Below are 17,709 nucleotides of genomic sequence, written 5' to 3'. Positions count from 1 at the left end.
GTGGCGACGGTCACACCATCGCCCCGCCGACGGTCCCGGGCAATCGCCCGCGAGTATGCTTCGGAAGACCCGCTTCGTACGATCGTCTGATCGCCATGGACGCGGAAACCCCCGTTGGGTACTAGACCGTGGCCCTGACCGTCAGAGATCTCGTTGCGATCCCGTATCTCCGTACGCGGGTCCTCGCCGGCTCCGGCGGGCTCGACCGGCCGGTCGCCTGGGCCCACAGCATCGAGATGCCCGAGCCGTGGGGCTGGGTCGAGCCGGGCGACCTGGTGATGACCGTCGGGCTCGGGGTCCCGGCCGAGCTCGACCGCCAGGTCCACTACGTGCGCGAGCTGGCACGGATCGGGGCCAGCGGGGTCGCGATCGGCGAGGACATGCAGGCGCCGCCCCTGCGGCCGGAGATGCTCGCCGCCGCGGAGGAGGCGAGCCTGCCCGTCCTGCTGACCGCCTTCGAGGTCCCGTTCGTCCAGATGAGCCGCGCGGTCGCGGCGGCCAACGGCGACGAGGAGCACGTGCGACTGGTGCGCGCGGCGCGGATCTACGACCGCGTCCGTGAGTCCGTGACCCGCGGACCGGGCGGGGCGCTGCTGGCCGCGCTCGCCGATGAGATCGAGTGCGCGATCTGGGTCTGCGCGAGCGAGGACCCGGCGCTGCACCTGCTCCCGGACACCCCGGCCCTGCCCGGCGACCTCCGCGACCTGCTGCTGACCGCGACCGCCGGCCCGCGCGAGGAGCGGCCGACGGTGATCCGCCGGCGGCTGCCCGACGGTCGCACGATGCTGGCGATCCCGGTCCCGACCGCGCGCCCGGTGACGCTGGTCGTCGTGCCCGAGCGCGAGCCGCCGCCGGCCTACGCGCTGCTGCAGCACGTCGCGACCGCGGTCGCGCTCGAGCTGGAGCGGGCCTGGGCGCGGCGCGAGGAGCAGCGGCGGCTGGGCAGCGAGGCGCTGGGGCAGCTGCTCGAGGGCCGCCTGGACGGGGCGGAGGCGGAGCGCCAGCTCGACCGGCAGGGCCTGCGGCTGCCGCTCTCCGTCGGCCTGATCGAGCGCCGGGGCGGGCTCGGCGACAGCGGTTGGTTCCACCACGCGCTCAGCGACCGGCGGATCCCGCACATGCTGCTGCGTCGGGACGACCTGCTGCACTGCCTGCTGCCCGCCACCGCCGAGGCGCTGGCCGGCTGCGCTGAGGCCCTGCCGGAGGCGATGCGGATGGGCGTCAGCGACCCGGTCGGCGAGCTGCGCGAGCTGCCATGCGCGGTCGTCCAGGCCCGCTGGGCGCTCGACGCGGCCGCCGCCGACACCGGCGGGATCGCCCGCTACGGCGACGAGCGCTCGACCTTCGGCCCGCGCTCGATCGAAGAGGCCCAGCTCGCCGTCGACCGCGTGCTCGGCCCCCTGATCGCCTACGACCTCGACCGCGGCGCCGAGCTGGTCCGCACGCTCGAGGTCTTCCTCGCCTGCAACCGCTCGTGGCTGCGGGCCTCCGAGCAGCTCTTCATCCACAAGCAGACGCTCGTCCACCGGGTGGGCCGGATCGAGCAGCTGACCGGCCGTCAGCTGAACGAGACCGGCGACGTCTCCGAGCTGTGGCTGGCCGTCCAGGCCTGGCGGCGGTTGCGGTAGCCGACCGCACGCTACCGACGAGCGGATCGGCGAAGCTGAGCGGTGGTGGCTGAGCTCGAGCCGACGACGTGGCGAGCGGCTACTCCGCGTCCGCCAGCGCCAGCAGCTTCTCGACCGTCCGCCAGTTGCGAGCGGTGATCGTGACCCCCAGCTTCCGCTGGTCGAGCGCCTTCAGCGCCGCCGACTCGAGCGCTCCGCCGGGCGCCCAGACGTGGATCTCCTGCTCGCCGAGCACCACCCGGTCCGGGCCGAAGCCGTCCGGGTCGATCGCGGCCCGCGGCTCGGCCGCGAGCGGTTCGGAGAGGAAGAGCACGAACTGGCGCGAGAGGTCGGTCGCGACGTCGGCGAGCGGGTTGGCGTCGACGATCGCCCGCCACTGGTCGGCGGTGCGGACCAGGACCGAGACCGGGAAGCCGAACTCGTCCTCGATCTCGCGCTCCAGCCGCCGCTCGGCCTCGACCGAGGGGACGTCCGGCCCACTGAGCACGACGTTGCCGCTCTGCACGTAGGTCCGCACGTCCTGGTAGCCGTGGCCACTGAGCAGCTCGCGGAGCTGGGCCATCGGGACCTTCTTGTGGCCGCCGACGTTGATGCCCCGCAGCAGCGCGATCTGTCGTGTCATGTCGTTCCTCGGGTCGGCGGATCGGTTCGCGGCGCCAGCATTGCACGCGTGGCGGGCGGGGTCCGGCGTCGGGCGTCGCTCGTGTCGGCGGCGGCGCGGCGGTCCCGCCTCGCCCCTTCGCGATGTGTTGTCCACCGTCGCGGCGGACAAGACATCGCGGAGGACGTCGGGGCGCAGGCCGAGGGCTTCGCGATGGGTTTCCCACCCCCACGGTGGCGAACCCATCGCGGCCGCTCACCCCGCTCAGGCCTCGGCCACCTCACCCCCACTCCGCCCTCGGCCGCCCCGCCCCGATCAGCCCTCGACCGCCTCGACCACCGCCAGCGTCTGCCCGCCGTCGACCTGATCGCCGACGACCACCGACAGCTCGCTGACCGTGCCGTCGACCGGGGCGGTGATCTCGTGCTCCATCTTCATCGCCTCGAGCACGATCAGCGGTTGGCGGGCGACCACGCGGTCGCCGGCCGCCACCAGCACCCGGAGCACGTTCCCCGGCAGCGGCGCGTTCAGCGAGCCCGTGACCGCCTCGTTCGAGCGGTCGGGGAACCGCGGCTGCTCCCGCAGCGCGACCTGCCCGCGGGCGGTGCTGACCCAGACCGCGTCGCGGCCGGCGAAGACGCCGTAGCGGTGCCGAACCCCGTCGATCCGCAGCTCGACCTGCTCGGGCGTGGCCGAGACCAGCTCCGCCTCCAACGGTCGTTCGCCGACCCGCAGCTCGACGAGGTTGCCGCCCCGGTCGAGGCGGTAGGCGACCGCCAGCGGATCGACCTGCGCGTCGTCCGGCGTACTCGTCCGGTCGGCGCTCGCCGGCCCTCCGCCGCCGTCCGCGGAATCGGACACGCCGTCCGCGACCGCGAGCACCGTCCCCTCCGGGGCCGCGAAGACCACCGTCTGCGGCACCGCCGAGACGTTCCGCCAGCCGCTCGGCGCCAACCTCCCGATCGTGGCCGATACCCGTCGCGTTGCCTGCCCGGCGAGCGCCGCGGCCGCCGCGGCCCGGCGCAGCTCCTCCCCCGCCACGAGCGGTGCGCTCAGCGTCGCCAGCGCGTCACCGTCGAGCAGCTGGGTGTCGTGGGCGACCGCGGCGAAGGAGTCCGACTCGAGCGTCCGGACCAGCAGGTCGCGGGCCGTCCGCGGCCCGGCCAGCTCGGCCCGCCGCAGCGCGTCGGCCAGCCGCCGGATCGCCGCGCCACGGGTCGGCGCGTGGACGATCAGCTTCGCCAGCATCGAGTCGTAGTGGGGCGAGACCACGCTGCCGGGCTCGACGCCCGTGTCGACCCGCAGCGTGCCGCCCGTCGCCGTCGCGCCGGTCGCGAACGGCGCGGCCTCGGCGAACCGGAACTGCTCGACGAGGCCGGTCTGGGGCATCCAGCCCGCCGCCGGATCCTCGGCCACCAGCCGGGCCTCGATCGCGTGCCCGACGGCGGGCGGATCGATCGCCGCCGCCGGCAGCGGCTCGCCCTCGGCGATCCGCAACTGCAGCTCGACCAGGTCCAGCCCCGTCACCAGCTCGGTGACCGGATGCTCGACCTGTAGCCGGGTGTTGACCTCGAGGAAGAAGATCTCGGGACCCGATTCCCGCCGGGCGGGGTCCGCGTCCTGGAGCACGAACTCGACGGTGCCGGCGCTGACGTAGCCGAGCGCGCCGGCCGCCTTGCGGGCGGCGTCGGCCAACGCCGCCCGAACGTCGTCGCCGATCGCCGGGGCCGGCGACTCCTCGATCAGCTTCTGGTGGCGGCGCTGGATCGAGCAGTCGCGCTCGGGCAGCGCGCTGACCGTTCCCGCCTGGTCGCCGAGGATCTGGACCTCGACGTGGCGCGGGCGGGTCACGTAGCGCTCGAGGAAGACCGTGCCGTCGCCGAACGCCGACGTCGCCTCGCGCCGGGCCGAGGCGACCGCGTCGACCAGCACCGCCGGGTCCTCCACCAGCCGCATCCCGCGACCGCCGCCGCCGGCCGACGCCTTGACCAGCAGCGGGAACCCGATCGCCGCGGCCTCCGCGGCCAGGACCTCGTCCCTGACGTCCTCCGCGACCCGGCCGCCGGGCAGCACCGGGACCCCGGCCGCCTCCATCAGCTCGCGAGCGCGGAGCTTGGAGCCCATCGCCTCGATCGTCTCCGGCGCGGGGCCGATCCAGAGCAGCCCGGCCGCGCCAACCGCGGCGGCGAAGCCGGCGTCCTCGGAGAGGAACCCGTAGCCGGGGTGGATCGCATCCGCCCCGGTCGCGTGGGCGGCGGCGATGATCGCGTCCGCCCGCAGGTAGGACTCGGCCGGCGCGGCCCCGCCGAGCGCCACGGCGAGGTCGGCCTCGCGCACGAACGGGGCGTCGGCGTCGGCATCGCTGTGGACGGCGACGGTGGCGATTCCCAGCCGCCGGCAGGTCGCGAAGATCCGGCGGGCGATCTCGCCGCGGTTGGCGACCAGCACGCGGCCGATCGTGGTCCGCCCGCCGCGCGCCGCGGCCGTCGTCATCGTCTCTGCCTCGCTGCCGCTGGTCGCGTTCGCCGGCCGGTCGCCGGTCGTGATCGTGTCGGTCGCGCCCGAGGCGCCATCCGGGACCGTAGCCGCGCTCACGGGCGGAACACCCCGAAGCCCTCGGCGCCGGCGACGTCCGCACCGTGGCAGGCGGAGAGGGTCATGCCCAGCACTGTCCTCGTGTCGCGCGGGTCGATGATCCCGTCGTCGTAGCCGCGACCGGAGATCGCCAGCGCGACCTGCTCGGCGGCGATCTTGTCGCGGACCATCTGCTTGACCGCCGCGTCCTGGGCGTCGTCGTAGTCGCGGCCCTTGGCCTCTGCGGCCTGCCGGGCGACGATCGACAAGACCCCCGCCAACTGCTCGGGACCCATCACCGAGGAGAGCGCCGAGGGCCAGGCGAAGAGGAACCGCGGGGCGTAGGCGCGACCGCTCATCGCGTAGTTCGCGGCGCCGTACGAGGCGCCGATCACCACCCCCAGGTGCGGCACCTTCGAGTTGGAGACGGCGTTGATGAACTGCGCGCCGTGCTTGATGATCCCGCCCTGCTCGTAGTCCTTGCCGACCATGAAGCCGGTCGTGTTGTGGACGAACAGCAGCGGGACGTGCTTCTGGTTGGCGAGCTGGATGAACTGGGTCGCCTTCTGGGCCTCCTCGCTGAACAGCACGCCGCGCATGCTGGCCAGGATCCCGACGGGGTAGCCCTCGATCTCGGCCCAACCGGTCGAGAGCGCACTGCCGTAGAGCGGCTTGAACTCGTCGTAGCGGGAGCCGTCGACGATCCGGGACAGGACCTCGCGGGCGTCGAACGGGACCTTGAGGTCGGCGGAGACGATCCCGAGCAGCTCCTCCGGGTCGTGGACCGGCGGCTCGACCTCCGCGGCGGGGGTGCGGGGCGCCGGTCCGGTCTTGCGCCAGTTCAGCCGGCGGACGATGTCGCGTCCGATCCGCAGCGCGTCCGGCTCGTCCTCGGCCAGGTAGTCGGAGAGGCCAGAGGTCCGCGAGTGCATGTCGGCCCCGCCCAGCTCCTCGTCGCCGGACTCCTCGCCGGTCGCCATCTTGACCAGCGGCGGCCCGCCGAGGAAGACCTTGGCGTTGTCGCGGACCATCACCGTGTAGTCGCTCATCCCGGGCACGTAGGCGCCCCCGGCGGTCGAGTTGCCGAAGACGATCGCGAGCGTCGGGATCCCCGCCGCCGAGAGCCGGGTGAGATCGCGGAACATCTGGCCGCCGGGGATGAAGATGTCCAGCTGGGTCGGCAGGTCGGCGCCACCGGACTCGACCAGCCCGACCACCGGCAGCCGGTTCTCGCGGGCGATCTCGTTGGCCCGCAGGACCTTCTTGAGCGTGAACGGGTTCGAGGCGCCACCGCGGACGGTCGGGTCGTTCGCGGTGATCATGCACTCGACGCCCTCGACGATCCCGATCCCGGTCACGACGCTGCCGCCGACCTGGAAGTCGCTGCCGTGGCCGATGAACGGCTGGAGCTCGAGGAACGGGCTGTCGCGGTCGATCAGCAGCTCGATCCGCTCGCGGGCGAGCAGCTTGCCGCGCTTGCGGTGGCGGGCGACGTACTTCTCGCCGCCACCGCCGCGGACGTCGTCGAGCACGGCGTCGAGCTCGTCGAGGCGGGCGATCATCGCCTCGCGGTTGGCGACGAAGACGTCCGAGCGGGGATCGATGGCGGTCGCGGTCACCAACGCAGCCTAAGCGGACGGCCGCCGACGGCCCTGTGGATCATCGACAGGGACATGGGGTCGCGATGGAGATCGGCGCCACTGTCGAGCGCGCCGCACGGCGAGGCCGCGCGCCGAGCGCGCCCGGCCGTAGGGACGACTTCCTATTGCCGGATCGCGCACCCGCCGGTTGACTCAGCCCCTGATCGCCGCCCCGTCCGGGTCCCGCGTCGAGCCGCCGGCCGATCGGCGATCGCGGTGGCGTCGCCGACGCCGCCCGACGCGAGGACCACCGCCATGAGCACCAGTCGCAAGCCCGCCATCCGACGATCGCCGAGGATCGGGGTCGTGGCGCTCGCCGGAGCCGTCCTCCTGCTGGCAGCACCAGGCGCGGCAGACGCCTACCTACGCGACTTCCAGATCACCACCGAGCTGCTGCCCGCGAGCAACGCGACCGTCCAAGCGCACGCGCGGAACTGTCCGGCGAGCAAGCCGCTGGCGCTCAACAGCGGCGCCACCGGCCCGACCAACTCGTTCCTCAACGGCCTGGGAATCGAGGGCAGAGCCGGCCACATCGGCGGCGTGCGGCCGTTCTTCGCCGGCGAGTGGGCGTTCCGCGCCCAGCACACCTGCGCCACGGTCACCGGCACCCGCCCCACGCTCCAGACCGGGGCCAAGTACGTCAAGGACGTCACGATCGTGCGCTCGTCGACCCCGTACAACCCCGCCGACGCCAAGAGCGCGATCGCTCGCTGCCCCGGAGGACGCTTCGCGATCGGGGCCGGCTTCGAGAGCTTCACCTACGGGAATCCCGTCCCCGCCGCCGCCTGGGAGCTCTCGCTGTCCGGGGGCAGCGTTCGCTCCTTCACCCGCGAGCTGGTTCCCAGCGACAAGCCGTGGACGACCGGGGCCGTCGCGATCTGCGCGGACATCAGCACGGTCACCGGTGCCCACGCCTATCCCGCGAGGCTGCTGCCCCCCAGCCTGGCCCAGAGCCCGAGCGACTCGACGGACGTCAAGTACGTCTCCGCCGGGTGCCCGACGATCGCGCTCCGCAAGACCTACGTGGTCGGCGGGGGCGCGGAGGTCCTCGGGGCGCCCGGTGCCTCGTTGCCGCCGCGCGGCGTCATGCTCACGATGTCGGCCCCGCCGACCGCGCCGCGAGCGACCCGCTGGGTCGGTTGGGCGGGGGAGTACGAGCCGACCGACCAGCCCTGGCGGCTGCGGGTGCGCGTGGTCTGCGCGACCTCCGTCGGCCACCGCTTCGGCCTGCGGTGAGCGCGTAGGCCGGGCCGGGCGACGGGCGGGCCCGCGGGCCGCGCGGGCCGACCGGCGCCGGGCCGGCCACCGATGCCGACCGACCGTGAACGGCGACCGGCGCGGTCAGGCGTCGTGGCGAACCGCGTCCAACGCCACCCGGGCGGCCGCCGTGCGGGTATGGACGCCGAGCTTCAGGTACAGCCGCTCGGTGTGCCGCAGGACCGTGTGCGGGCTGATCCCGAGGGCCTGCGCGATCGCGTCGTTGGTCCGTCCCTCCGCGATCTGGGCGAGCACGTCGGCTTCGCGGCGGCTGATCGGCAGCGCCGCGGCGAGCACCGCCGGCGCGAGCAGCTCGCCGTCGGAGTCGAAGAGCAGGAGCAGGTCCGTCTCCTCCCCGGCCAGCAGCCGGACGCGGAGCCGGCGCCCGCCCCGGACCAGCACGAGCACGTCGTGCCGGGGCACCGAGCGGGCGACCGCGAGCCAGCCGGCGAGGTCGGCGGGCAACGCGCTGGGGCGGCCCTCGCAGCCGAACCATGCGACCAGGAGCTCCCAGGCCGACCGGCTGGCGCCAGCGATCCGGTCGTCCCGACCGACGACGAGCGCGCACGCACCGCGCTCCTCCAGGCCACGATCGAGCAACGCGAGCTGCTGCTCCAGCTCGCGGCGCCGGACGATTCGCACCCGTGTCGAACGCAGGTGTGGCGCGATCAGCTCGAGCACCGCGCGCTCGCGCTCGCCGAAGTCCGGCCCGGACCGGTGGAAGGCGAGGCACCCGTACCCGGCGTCGGTCCAGCCGACCTGCAGCGCCAGCTCGTGGGGCAGGCCCATCGGCCGGTAGATGTCGTTGAAGATCTCCCGGTGCTGCCAGGCCGACCGCGCCAGGAAGTCGGTCGCCTTCAGCGCACGCGAGACGGGGCCGCTGGCGTGGGCGACGACCGTCGGGTGCTGACGCCACATCCGGGCCATGCCCTCGACCGGCCACACCGGGTACAGCTCGACGTCGCCGACCGTCGCCGCGAACCGGGGGCGGCTGGCCCCCGACGCGCGGACCTCGGCCGAGAACATCGCGTCGGCCCCGATCAGCCGCAGCAGCGACCGCGTCGGCGTGTCCAGGGCCTCGAGACGATCGCACCCCGCCAGCTCCTCCGCCAGAGCCAGCGTGGCCCGCAGGTCGCTGCTCGTGACCTCGTCGCCTGCGCTCATGGCGCCAGGCCGTCCCGCACCAGCAGCGCCGCCTGGAGCTCCATCCGGCGACGATCGAGCGGGCGGCCCAGCGCCGCCTCGCACTGGCGCAGGCGGTTGCCGATCGTGTTCGGATGCACGCCCAGCCGCTCCGCCGTACGGCCGACGTGCTCGCCCTCGCGGAGGAACGTCGCCAGCGTCGCCCGCAGGCGCACCGCGGTGTCGTCGGCGGCGGCGAGCTCGCCCAGCTCGCGGACCGCGAACCGCCGGGCCAGGTCCGGCTCGCCGCCCAGCAGACCGAGCAGCGCCGCTCGCTGCCAGTGGAGCACCGTTCCCGGCGACCGCCCCGAGCGCTGGGCCAGCCGCCGGCCGGCGGCCGCCTCCTCGTGGCTGTGCCGGAAGCCCTCGACCCCCGCCGCCGGCTCCCCCACCGCGACGCTGACCCGGTCCGGGCGGCGGGCCCCGTCGCCGCCGGCGGCCCACGCCGGCCCCGCCGGACCCGCCGCGTCGTCACCCGCCGGCGTCGCCCACGACCACAGCTGCCGGTGCCCGACCGGCACCAGCAGCGGACGGGGGTCGCCGATCGCGGCGGCCAGCTCCTCCGCCGCCCGTCGCATCCGTTCGGGTGCCCCGCCGGCGTCCTGCTCCGAGGTCGTCCAGAGGACGAACGCGACGTGGCGGCCCCGGAGGTCGTGGCGCAGCAGGCCACTGGCCGGTCCGGCGTCGACCGGCTGACCGTCGAGCAGGTCGCGGACCGTCGCCACCCGCCGGGCCGCCGCGCTGCGCGACCACCGCTCCCGCTCGGCGTGGTACTCCTCGACGACCCGTCCGGTCACGGCATCCATGAACGCAAACAGCAGCTCAGCGGCCCGGTCGCGCAGCGCCACCCGCCGGGCGGCGTCGGGCTCGAGGTCGTCGAGCGTCACCGTCCACAGCCGCCAGACCACGCTGTGCCCGACGCGGTAGGTGCGCAGCAGGACCGGCAGCTCGACCCCGCGGCGAACGTACATCCGCGCGTGCTCCAGCGTCTCCTCCGGCACGACGAGCGCGGTCGGGCCGATCCCGCGCACGACGGCCCGGGCCAGCGACGAGATCAGCTCGCGAACCCCCGCCGTGCTCTGGCCGGTGACCGCCAGCGTGGCGGGCAGATCGGGGACGCCGGCGTGGATGTCAGCGGCCGCCTGCGGCGCCAGCTCGGTGGCGCTCTCCTCCAGCACCCGGGCCGCGGCGCGGATCGCCTCGTCGAGCTGGTCCGGCGTCGGTGCAGGCACGCGGGCAGCCTACCCGCCCGCTGGGTGAGAACCACATCGAACCGCCCTCCAACTGTGCTCCTCCCCCGCCTTGCCGCCGGAGTCGCGTTCTACAGTGGAGCGCTCGCACCGCCCCCGGGCCGGGGCCGTCGTGGGCCACTCGGGCCGGCGATCGCGTCGCCGCCGGCCAGCACCCGTCGTCCACCGTGGAGCACCCATGAGCCTCGATCACCCCGCGATCCTGACCTGCTCGATCTCCGGATCGCTGGCCAACCGGGACCAGTGCCCGGCGATTCCCTACACGCCCGCCGAGTACGCGGCCGAGGCGCGCCGGATCGTCGACGAGGGCGGCGTCCACATCCACATCCACGCCCGTTCCCCCGACGGCCGGCCGAGCTACGAGATCGAGGACTTCGCCGCGATCTCGCAGGCGATCCGCGACGAGGTCGCAGGCGCGGCGATCATCAACTTCTCGACGGGCACGATCGGCGTCTCGGTCGAGAAGCGGATCGCCTACCTGGAGGCGTGCCGGCCCGAGGTCGCCGCGCTCAACATGGGCTCGATGAACTACGCGAAGTACTCGGCCCGCCGGCGCGAGTTCGTGTTCTCGACGGTCTTCCCGAACCCGTTCGACGAGATCGTCGAGCTGCTGCAGGCGATGCGGCGGCTGGGCATCAAGCCCGAGCACGAGTGCTTCGACATCGGCCACGTCGGCAACCTCGCGCCGCTGATCGACATGGGCCTGCTCGAGGGTCCGCTGCACGCCGACTTCGTGATGGGCGTGACCGGCGGCATCCCGCCGACCTCCCGCAACCTCGCGGCGATGGCCGACAACCTCGCCGAGATCGGCCGCGCCCTCCCGGTCACGGCAGCCGAGGACGGCAGCCCCCGCGACCACCACTGGGGCGTGATCGGGATCTCGCGCGTGCAGTGGACGATGCTGGCCGCAGCGCTCGGCCTCGGCGGCTCGGTCCGGGTCGGCCTGGAGGACAACTTCTACCTGCCCGACGGCACCATGGCCCGCTCCAACGGCGAGCTGATCGCCAAGGCCCGCCAGATGATCGAGGACGCCGGCCGCCGCCCGGCGACCGTCGCCGAGGCGCGCACCGCGCTCGGCGTGCCGCAGCGCCCCTGAGCGCGGGAGCACCGCCGGACGGCGACCATCGCGCCGGGGCCGGCCGGGGCGGGGCCAGCCGGGGCGGGCCGAGCGCGGTGCGAGGCGAGTCGGACCGGGGCGCGGCGGACCGAGGCGGACCGGGCGGGGCCGGGCCGGGGCCGGGCCAGGCCAGGCCAGGCCATCGGCAAACGTGGCGCGAGATCTGGAGCGACGCTTCTTCCTGGCCGTGATGTGCCGACCCCATAGTGATGTGGCCGGCTACATCACGGCTTGGAAGAAGGCCGCCTCGATCTGGCGGCGCTCTCTTCGCCGCCGCGCCCACAGCCCGCCCCGGCCGGCCCACGCCGGCCGCCCGCTCGCGCGCCGTGCCCGCCCCGCTGCCGCCGCGCCCACCGCCCGCCCCGGCCCGACCCACGCTCGCCGCCCCGCTCACGCGCGGCGCCCGCCTCACCGCCGCGCTCACCACCCGCGCCGCCCGCCTCACCGCCGCGCTCACCACCCGCGCCGGCCGCCCCACCCACGGCCGGCCACCCGCTCACGCCGGGACGGTCCTCGTCCCCGCGACGCCCCTCGCCCTCGTCGCCGCGCTCCTGCCCGACCACGGCGACCCGCGGCGCACCGCCCCGACCGATGCCTGGACGCGACGTATGCGACGCCTCCCTGCCCCCGCACAACTGCCGCGCATCGTCCGTGGCAGACGGGGATCTACCCCACCTCGACGCCGTTCGGTCGCCCGACCGATCCGCTCGCCTCTTGACGAACGACCGTTACCGATATATCGTTCACCTATCGGAAGCGATCGAAAGGAGTGCCAGATGACGGCACACGCACACCACTACGAAGGACACCGGACCGCCTGCGGCCCGGAGCGCCACCGTGGCTTCCCGCAGCTCGACCCGCGCCTGGTCGCGTTCTTCACCGCGATGGCGGGGGGACGCGGGCCCGGCGGCCCCGGTCGCCACGAGGGCCCCGGCGACGACGGCCCGTTCGACGGTCCGGGTGGCCGTGGCGGCCCCGGTGGTCGCCACGGCCACGGTCACGGCCGTGGCCCCCGCGGCTTCGGCGGCCCGCCGTGGGGCGGCGGTCCCCCCTGGGGCGGCTTCCCGGGCGGCGGTGGACGGGGCGGCTTCGGCCGCCGCGGTCGCGGCCCGCGGGCCGGACGCGGTGACGTCCGCGCCGCTCTCCTGCTCGTGCTCGAGGAGCGCGAGACCGCCAACGGCTACCAGCTGATGCAGGAGATCGAGGAGCGCAGCCACGGGACGTGGCGGCCGAGCCCCGGCTCGGTCTACCCCTCGCTGCAGCAGCTCGAGGACGAGGGCCTGATCCGGGCCGAGCAGCGCGGCAACGGCCGCTTCTTCACCCTCACCGACGACGGTCGCAAGCACGTCGACGAGCACCGCAAGGAGCTCGGCACCCCGTGGGAGACCGCCGCCGAGGGGATCAGCGACCAGACCTGGCAGCTCGGATCGGTCATGCGCGAGGTCGGCTTCGCCGCCTTCCAGGTGACCCAGGCCGGAACCCCCAGTCAGCAGGCCGCGGCGGCCGAGATCCTCAAGGAGACCCGCCGCCAGCTCTACTGGATCCTCGCCGAGGACGAGAGCGAGCACCCGGGTCCGGGCGACCGTTCCGCCCCGGACACCCCGGACACCCCCGCCCCGGACACCGACGCGTAGGACCGAGGCGACCCCAGGATCGGCCGCGGCAGGCTCGCGCGGCCGATCGTCCTGGTCCGCCCGCGGTTCTCGTCCGGCAGTCCACCGACGACGGCCACCCCGCCGCATCCACCGGCCCGCCGCACCGCGACGTTCGCGGGGCGGCGGGCCGTTCGCGTTCCCCGGCTAGCGGCCCGACCCGACCGCGGCCAGCGCCTGCGCCAGATCCGCGACCAGGTCGAGCGGATCCTCGACGCCGCAGCTGAGCCGGATGAGGTCGGCCGGGACCGCCGCGTCGGAGCCGGCGACCGACTGGTGGGTCATCGCCGCCGGGACCTCGATCAGCGACTCGACCCCGCCGAGCGACTCGGCCAGCGAGAAGATCTTCGTCTCCGACGTCAGCTCGATCGCGGCCGGGTGCTGGAACGAGACCATCCCGCCGAAGCCGGGCCAGCGCACGTTCGTCACCCCGTCCGCCCCCGCCAGGAACTCGCTGACCGCCTGCCCGTTGCGCCCGTGCTGGGCGACCCGCAGGTGCAGCGTCCGCAGCCCGCGGTGGAGCAGGAAGCAGTCGAACGGCCCCGGGATCGCGCCGATCGAGTTCTGGACGTGGCGGACCGCCGCGTGCAGCGCCTTCTCGCGCACGACGACCGCACCGCCGACGACGTCGGAGTGGCCCCCGAGGTACTTCGTCGTCGAGTGCACCACGGCGTCGGCCCCCAGCTCCAGCGGACGCTGGTGGATCGGCGTCGCGAAGGTGTTGTCGACGACCACCAGCGGGCGCGAGTCACGGCCCTTGGTCGCCGCGCGGACCCGGCCGATCAGGCTCTCGACGTCGACCACGTTGAGCAGCGGGTTGGTCGGGCTCTCGACCCAGACCAGCGCCGTCTCCGGCCGGATCGCCGCGACGACCGCATCGAGGTCGCGCTGGTCGACGAGGTCGTAGCTCAGGCCCCAGCGGCTCAGCACGCTGTCGACCAGGCGGTAGGTCCCGCCGTAGAGGTCGTTGGGCAGGACGACGTGCGAGCCGGTCCCGGCGACCGCGGTGATCAGCGCGTGCTCGCCCGCCAAGCCACTGGAGAAGGTCGTCGCCAGGCCACCCTCGAGCTGCCCGAGGGCGGTCTCCAGCGCGGCACGGGTCGGGTTGCCGGAGCGGGCGTAGTCGAAGTCGCCGACGTACTCGCCCGGCGAGGGCTGGACGAAGGTCGACGTCTGGTGGATCGGCGGGACGATCGAGCCGTAGGTCGGGTCGGGGTCGAGGCCGGCGTGGACGGTCCGGGTGGCGATCCGGGCGTCGTCGGGAAGCTTGCTCATGCGGGCACCAGGGGGAGTTCGGGAAGGGCGGGACGGATCCGGGCGGCAGCCGTCGACGGGACCGCCGACGGCGTGCCGATCACGCCGGCATCACCAGGGACTCCAGCAGGTCCGAGCGGGTCACGAGGCCGACCGGTCGTCCGCCCTCGATCACGGCCAGCGCCTGCTGCTCGCCGGACAGCAGCTCGACCGCCTCCCGCACCGGCGCGCCGGCGGAGACGGCCGGGAACGGCAGCTCCATCACCTCGGAGATCTCGGCGTCGAGCACGGCCGGGTCGGAGGCGGCGCGGCGCAGCAGCCCCCGCTCGCCGATCGAGCCGACCAGCGCGTCGTCGTCGTGCGGCGAGACCACCGGCAGCTGCGAGACCTGGTGCTCGTGGAGCAGCGCGATCGCCTGACGGACCTTGTGGTTCGGCCGTACCGAGACCATCTGCGGCACGCCGCCCTCCTGCTCCTTGGCCCGCAGCACGTCACCGACCGTGCGCTCCGGCGGGCGCTCGAGGAAGCCGTGCTCGCGCATCCAGGTGTCGTTGTAGATCTTCGACAGGTACGAGCGCCCGCCGTCGGGCAGGATCACCACGACGACCGCGTCCGGATCGGTGATCTCGCGGGCCACCGTCAGCGCAGCGACCATCGCCGTCCCGCACGAGCCGCCGGAGAGGATCCCCTCGACCAGCGAGAGCTGGCGCGCCGAGAGGAACGCGTCCTTGTCGCTGACGGTCACGTAGCGGTCGACGACCGACGGGTCGAAGGTCGTCGGCCAGAAGTCCTCGCCGACGCCCTCGGTCAGGTACGGGCGGACCTCCTCCGACGAGTAGATCGAGCCCTCGGGATCGGCCCCGATGATCTGGATGTCCGGGTTCTGCGCCTTCAGGTAGCGCGCGATCCCGGTGATCGTGCCGCCGGTCCCGACGCCCGCGACGAGATGCGTGATCTTGCCGCCGGTCTGGCGCCAGATCTCCGGCCCGGTCCAGTCGACGTGCGTCTGCGGGTTGGCGGGGTTCGCGTACTGGTTCGGGTTGAACGCGCCGGGGATCTCCTCGGTCAGCCGCTTCGAGACGCTGTAGTACGAGCGCGGCGACTCGGGGTCGACGTCGGTCGGGGTCACGACGACCTCGGCCCCGTAGGCCCGCAGCAGGTCGATCTTCTCCTGCGACATCTTGTCCGGCATCACGGCGATCACGCGGTAGCCCTTGATCCGGGCCGCGATCGCCAGGCCGGTGCCGGTGTTGCCGGAGGTCGGCTCGACGATCGTGCCGCCGGGGCGCAGGAGGCCGTCGCGTTCGGCCGCCTCGATCATCCGCAGCGCGACCCGGTCCTTGATCGAACCGCCCGGATTCAGCGCTTCGACCTTGGCCAGCAGCTGCGGCGTCAGGCCGGCGCCGATCCGCGAGAGGCGGACCAGCGGCGTGTCGCCGATCGTGTCGAGGATCGAGTCGAGGACGACCGGCTCGGAGGGAGCGTCCGTCCGATCCGACTCGGGGGACGGTGATGTGCCAGACATGGAGCCACTCTACGGACCGCGACCGCGGGCGCGGCGGACATGGACGATCGTCCTCGACACCCGTCGACTCTGGCCCCCCGGCGGGGCCGGACCGGCGGTCAGCGAGCGGCGTCGACGTGGACGCTGAAGCCGAGTGTCCTCCCCTTCGGCAGCCGCACGAACGCGACCTTGCGAACCGACGGGTCGAGCGGGTTGCGCGCGACCGAGGGGAACGTGACCTTGCCCTTGCCCGCGATCCTCACCTGCCAGCTCGCGCCGGCCGGGGGCACCATCCGCAGGACGGTGTCGCGGCCACGCTCGACGCTGACCGCGGTGCCGGCCGGGATCGGGATCCGCCAGCGCCGCGTCGACGCCTGGGCGAGCGTGCCCTTCAGCGTCCAGCCTTCGCGGTCGAACGAGGTCCGGACCCGTGCCGACCGGCGCCCGTAGGAGATCGTCCCGGTCAGGCGCGTCCGCCCGTCGAGGGGGCCGCTACCCGGCTTGGCGCTGAGCCGGGTCTTCACGTCCCGCTGGTAGCCGCCGCCCAGTCGCAGCGCTCCGGCCTGCAGGTCGAAGGCCGAGCCGCGTCCCCCGAGCCCGCCGATCGCGACGCCCTTGGCGTCGACCAGCCGGACCGGCAGGACCCCGGAGGCGAGGTCCCGCGACCAGCCGACGACCGAGGTCGTGTAGCGGTCGGTGGTGATCGCGTAGCGCTGCTGGTCGCGGTCGAAGCTCGCCGCGGCGTCCGGCGTCCCGGCGATCCCGACCCCCGGGCAGCGGCCTGCGGCGGCCACGATCCGGAGCGTGCCGATCGCCTGGTCGCTGCCCGCGGAGGCGAACCGGCTCTGGGCGCCGTAGAGCGTCTTGGGCAGGATCCCGTTGCCGCCGGCCTCCTCCTCGTAGCGCTGCTGGATCCGGCGGCAGAGGCTGTCGAAGCGGTCGAGGTCGGCCTTCGGCAGGAACCCGGCCGGCATCGCCCCGATCGCGGCCAGCTCGGTCACGGCCCAGCCCCAGTACTGGGTCAGGTAGCGGCGGTCGGCGCCCCAGCCGGTGTCCCAGTTGAGCCCGCCGTCGTTGCCGAACGAGCCCCACAGCGCCCGCCGCATCCAGCGTCGGTAGAGCGCTCGTTCTTCGCGCGAGAGCCGCATCCCCAGCGCCAGCGCCTGCGGCAGGTACTGCGCCCCGGCCAGCGCGATCAGGCTGTACTCGGGGGTGTCCATCCGGTTGATGGTCGCGTCGCGCTCGCGCGGCGTGTAGCGGTAGCCGGCGTCCTCGGTCAGCAGCCGCGGGAGCAGCTTGCGCTGGGTGTCGAGCGCGCGGCGGTAGTCCTTGACCCAGGCGAGCACGTCGCCGTCGACCAGCCGCTTGGCCCAGAGCATGTTCGCGGTCCAGACGAGCTGGCCGATCCGGACCTGGTCGGGGGCGAACATCCGGTGCTTGGCGACCCGCAGGACGACGTAGCGGATCCGCTCGCGCAGCTCGGTCGGCAGGTCGATCCGGTCGGCGTCGCGGTAGGCCTCGGCGAGCGCGAGCGCGACCTCGGGGTCGATCGAGATGTGCTGGGTCGTCGCACGGGTCGTCGAGCGGCCAGCGACCTGACTGAACCCGGGCCGGTGCTGCTGATCCGGGTCGTTGCGGTCGTACCTGGTGTACCCGCCGTCGAGGAAGGCCGGGGCGCGGGTCAGCGTGTCGACGAGGACGGCGATCCGAGCCTGGTCCGCGAACAGCTCCGGGCCCCGCCCCTGGGCGGCCTGGACCGAGAGCCGCAGCATGAGCGCGTTGACCCGGGTCCCGGGTGCGCCGGGCAGTCCGCCGTAGGCCCCGGCGACGCGGTTCCACTTCCACCGCATGGTCTCGTAGATCGGCGAGTCGAGCGGGAGCGCGGTGACGTCCGGTCCCGCCGGTGGTGCCGGAGTCTGGGCCCCGGCGGTCGTCGCGGCGGCCGCCAGGCCGACGACGATGGCCAATCCCCCGCCGAGGATCCTGGTTCGCAGCACCGCGTGATCCTACAAACGCTGGTGCACGCCCACGCCGCTCGGTGCGCGCGCCG

At 74.2% G+C, this 17,709-nt stretch carries 12 protein-coding genes; 4 read left to right on the top strand and 8 right to left on the bottom strand.

The genetic code is table 11. The features are described from left to right. Positions 1–128 precede the first annotated feature (128 nt). Positions 129–1,628, top strand: coding sequence for a PucR family transcriptional regulator (locus ACVUH9_RS12910; RefSeq protein WP_475757509.1), 1,500 nt, complete (start codon positions 129–131; stop codon positions 1,626–1,628). Positions 1,629–1,707: 79 nt separating this feature from the next. On the opposite strand, the gene ACVUH9_RS12905 is transcribed toward ACVUH9_RS12910, so the two are convergent. The 3 genes from ACVUH9_RS12905 to ACVUH9_RS12895 all read right to left on the bottom strand — a co-directional run bounded on the left by ACVUH9_RS12905 (position 1,708) and on the right by ACVUH9_RS12895 (position 6,365). Then, entirely contained in the window at positions 1,708–2,250 is a 543-nt protein-coding gene (locus tag ACVUH9_RS12905; RefSeq protein ID WP_475757507.1) for a DUF1697 domain-containing protein, read from the bottom strand. 294 nt (positions 2,251–2,544) lie between these two features. Further along, complete coding sequence (locus ACVUH9_RS12900; protein ID WP_475757620.1) at positions 2,545–4,722, bottom strand: acetyl/propionyl/methylcrotonyl-CoA carboxylase subunit alpha; 2,178 nt, start codon at positions 4,720–4,722, stop codon at positions 2,545–2,547. A gap of 98 nt (positions 4,723–4,820) precedes the next feature. Next, the gene (locus tag ACVUH9_RS12895) at positions 4,821–6,365 is read right to left on the bottom strand and encodes an acyl-CoA carboxylase subunit beta (protein ID WP_475757618.1); all 1,545 of its coding nucleotides are present in this window, start codon (positions 6,363–6,365) and stop codon (positions 4,821–4,823) included. A 333-nt stretch (positions 6,366–6,698) separates the two neighbouring features. On the opposite strand from ACVUH9_RS12895, the gene ACVUH9_RS12890 reads away from it, so the two are divergent. After that, on the top strand, positions 6,699–7,679 hold the full coding sequence (locus ACVUH9_RS12890; protein WP_475757505.1) for a hypothetical protein: 981 nt from the start codon (positions 6,699–6,701) through the stop codon (positions 7,677–7,679). A gap of 105 nt (positions 7,680–7,784) precedes the next feature. Here ACVUH9_RS12890 and ACVUH9_RS12885 read toward each other — a convergent pair whose 3' ends face one another. After that, positions 7,785–8,864: a helix-turn-helix transcriptional regulator gene (locus tag ACVUH9_RS12885; RefSeq protein ID WP_475757503.1), complete on the bottom strand. Its 1,080-nt coding sequence runs from the start codon at positions 8,862–8,864 to the stop codon at positions 7,785–7,787. Further along, positions 8,861–10,114, bottom strand: coding sequence for a PucR family transcriptional regulator (locus tag ACVUH9_RS12880; RefSeq protein ID WP_475757501.1), 1,254 nt, complete (start codon positions 10,112–10,114; stop codon positions 8,861–8,863). The genes ACVUH9_RS12885 and ACVUH9_RS12880 overlap by 4 nt, the downstream gene beginning before the upstream one ends. Positions 10,115–10,310: 196 nt before the next feature. On the opposite strand from ACVUH9_RS12880, the gene ACVUH9_RS12875 reads away from it, so the two are divergent. Continuing rightward, positions 10,311–11,228, top strand: coding sequence for a beta-keto acid cleavage family enzyme (locus tag ACVUH9_RS12875; protein ID WP_475757499.1), 918 nt, complete (start codon positions 10,311–10,313; stop codon positions 11,226–11,228). A gap of 797 nt (positions 11,229–12,025) precedes the next feature. Then, positions 12,026–12,883: a PadR family transcriptional regulator gene (locus ACVUH9_RS12870; RefSeq protein WP_475757497.1), complete on the top strand. Its 858-nt coding sequence runs from the start codon at positions 12,026–12,028 to the stop codon at positions 12,881–12,883. A gap of 165 nt (positions 12,884–13,048) precedes the next feature. On the opposite strand, the gene ACVUH9_RS12865 is transcribed toward ACVUH9_RS12870, so the two are convergent. From ACVUH9_RS12865 to ACVUH9_RS12855, 3 genes are all read right to left on the bottom strand, one after another. Continuing rightward, positions 13,049–14,176 carry a PLP-dependent transferase gene (locus tag ACVUH9_RS12865; protein WP_475757496.1) on the bottom strand — a complete coding sequence of 376 codons (1,128 nt, stop codon included), beginning with the start codon at positions 14,174–14,176 and terminating at the stop codon, positions 13,049–13,051. A gap of 79 nt (positions 14,177–14,255) precedes the next feature. After that, entirely contained in the window at positions 14,256–15,680 is a 1,425-nt protein-coding gene (locus tag ACVUH9_RS12860) for a cystathionine beta-synthase (protein ID WP_475757494.1), read from the bottom strand. A gap of 98 nt (positions 15,681–15,778) precedes the next feature. Then, positions 15,779–17,656: a hypothetical protein gene (locus ACVUH9_RS12855; protein ID WP_475757492.1), complete on the bottom strand. Its 1,878-nt coding sequence runs from the start codon at positions 17,654–17,656 to the stop codon at positions 15,779–15,781. Positions 17,657–17,709: the final 53 nt, after the last annotated feature.

The organism is Patulibacter ginsengiterrae (assembly GCF_056269115.1).
Note: the sequence above shows the minus strand (reverse complement) of the source record. Positions and strands in the feature narration are given on the sequence as shown.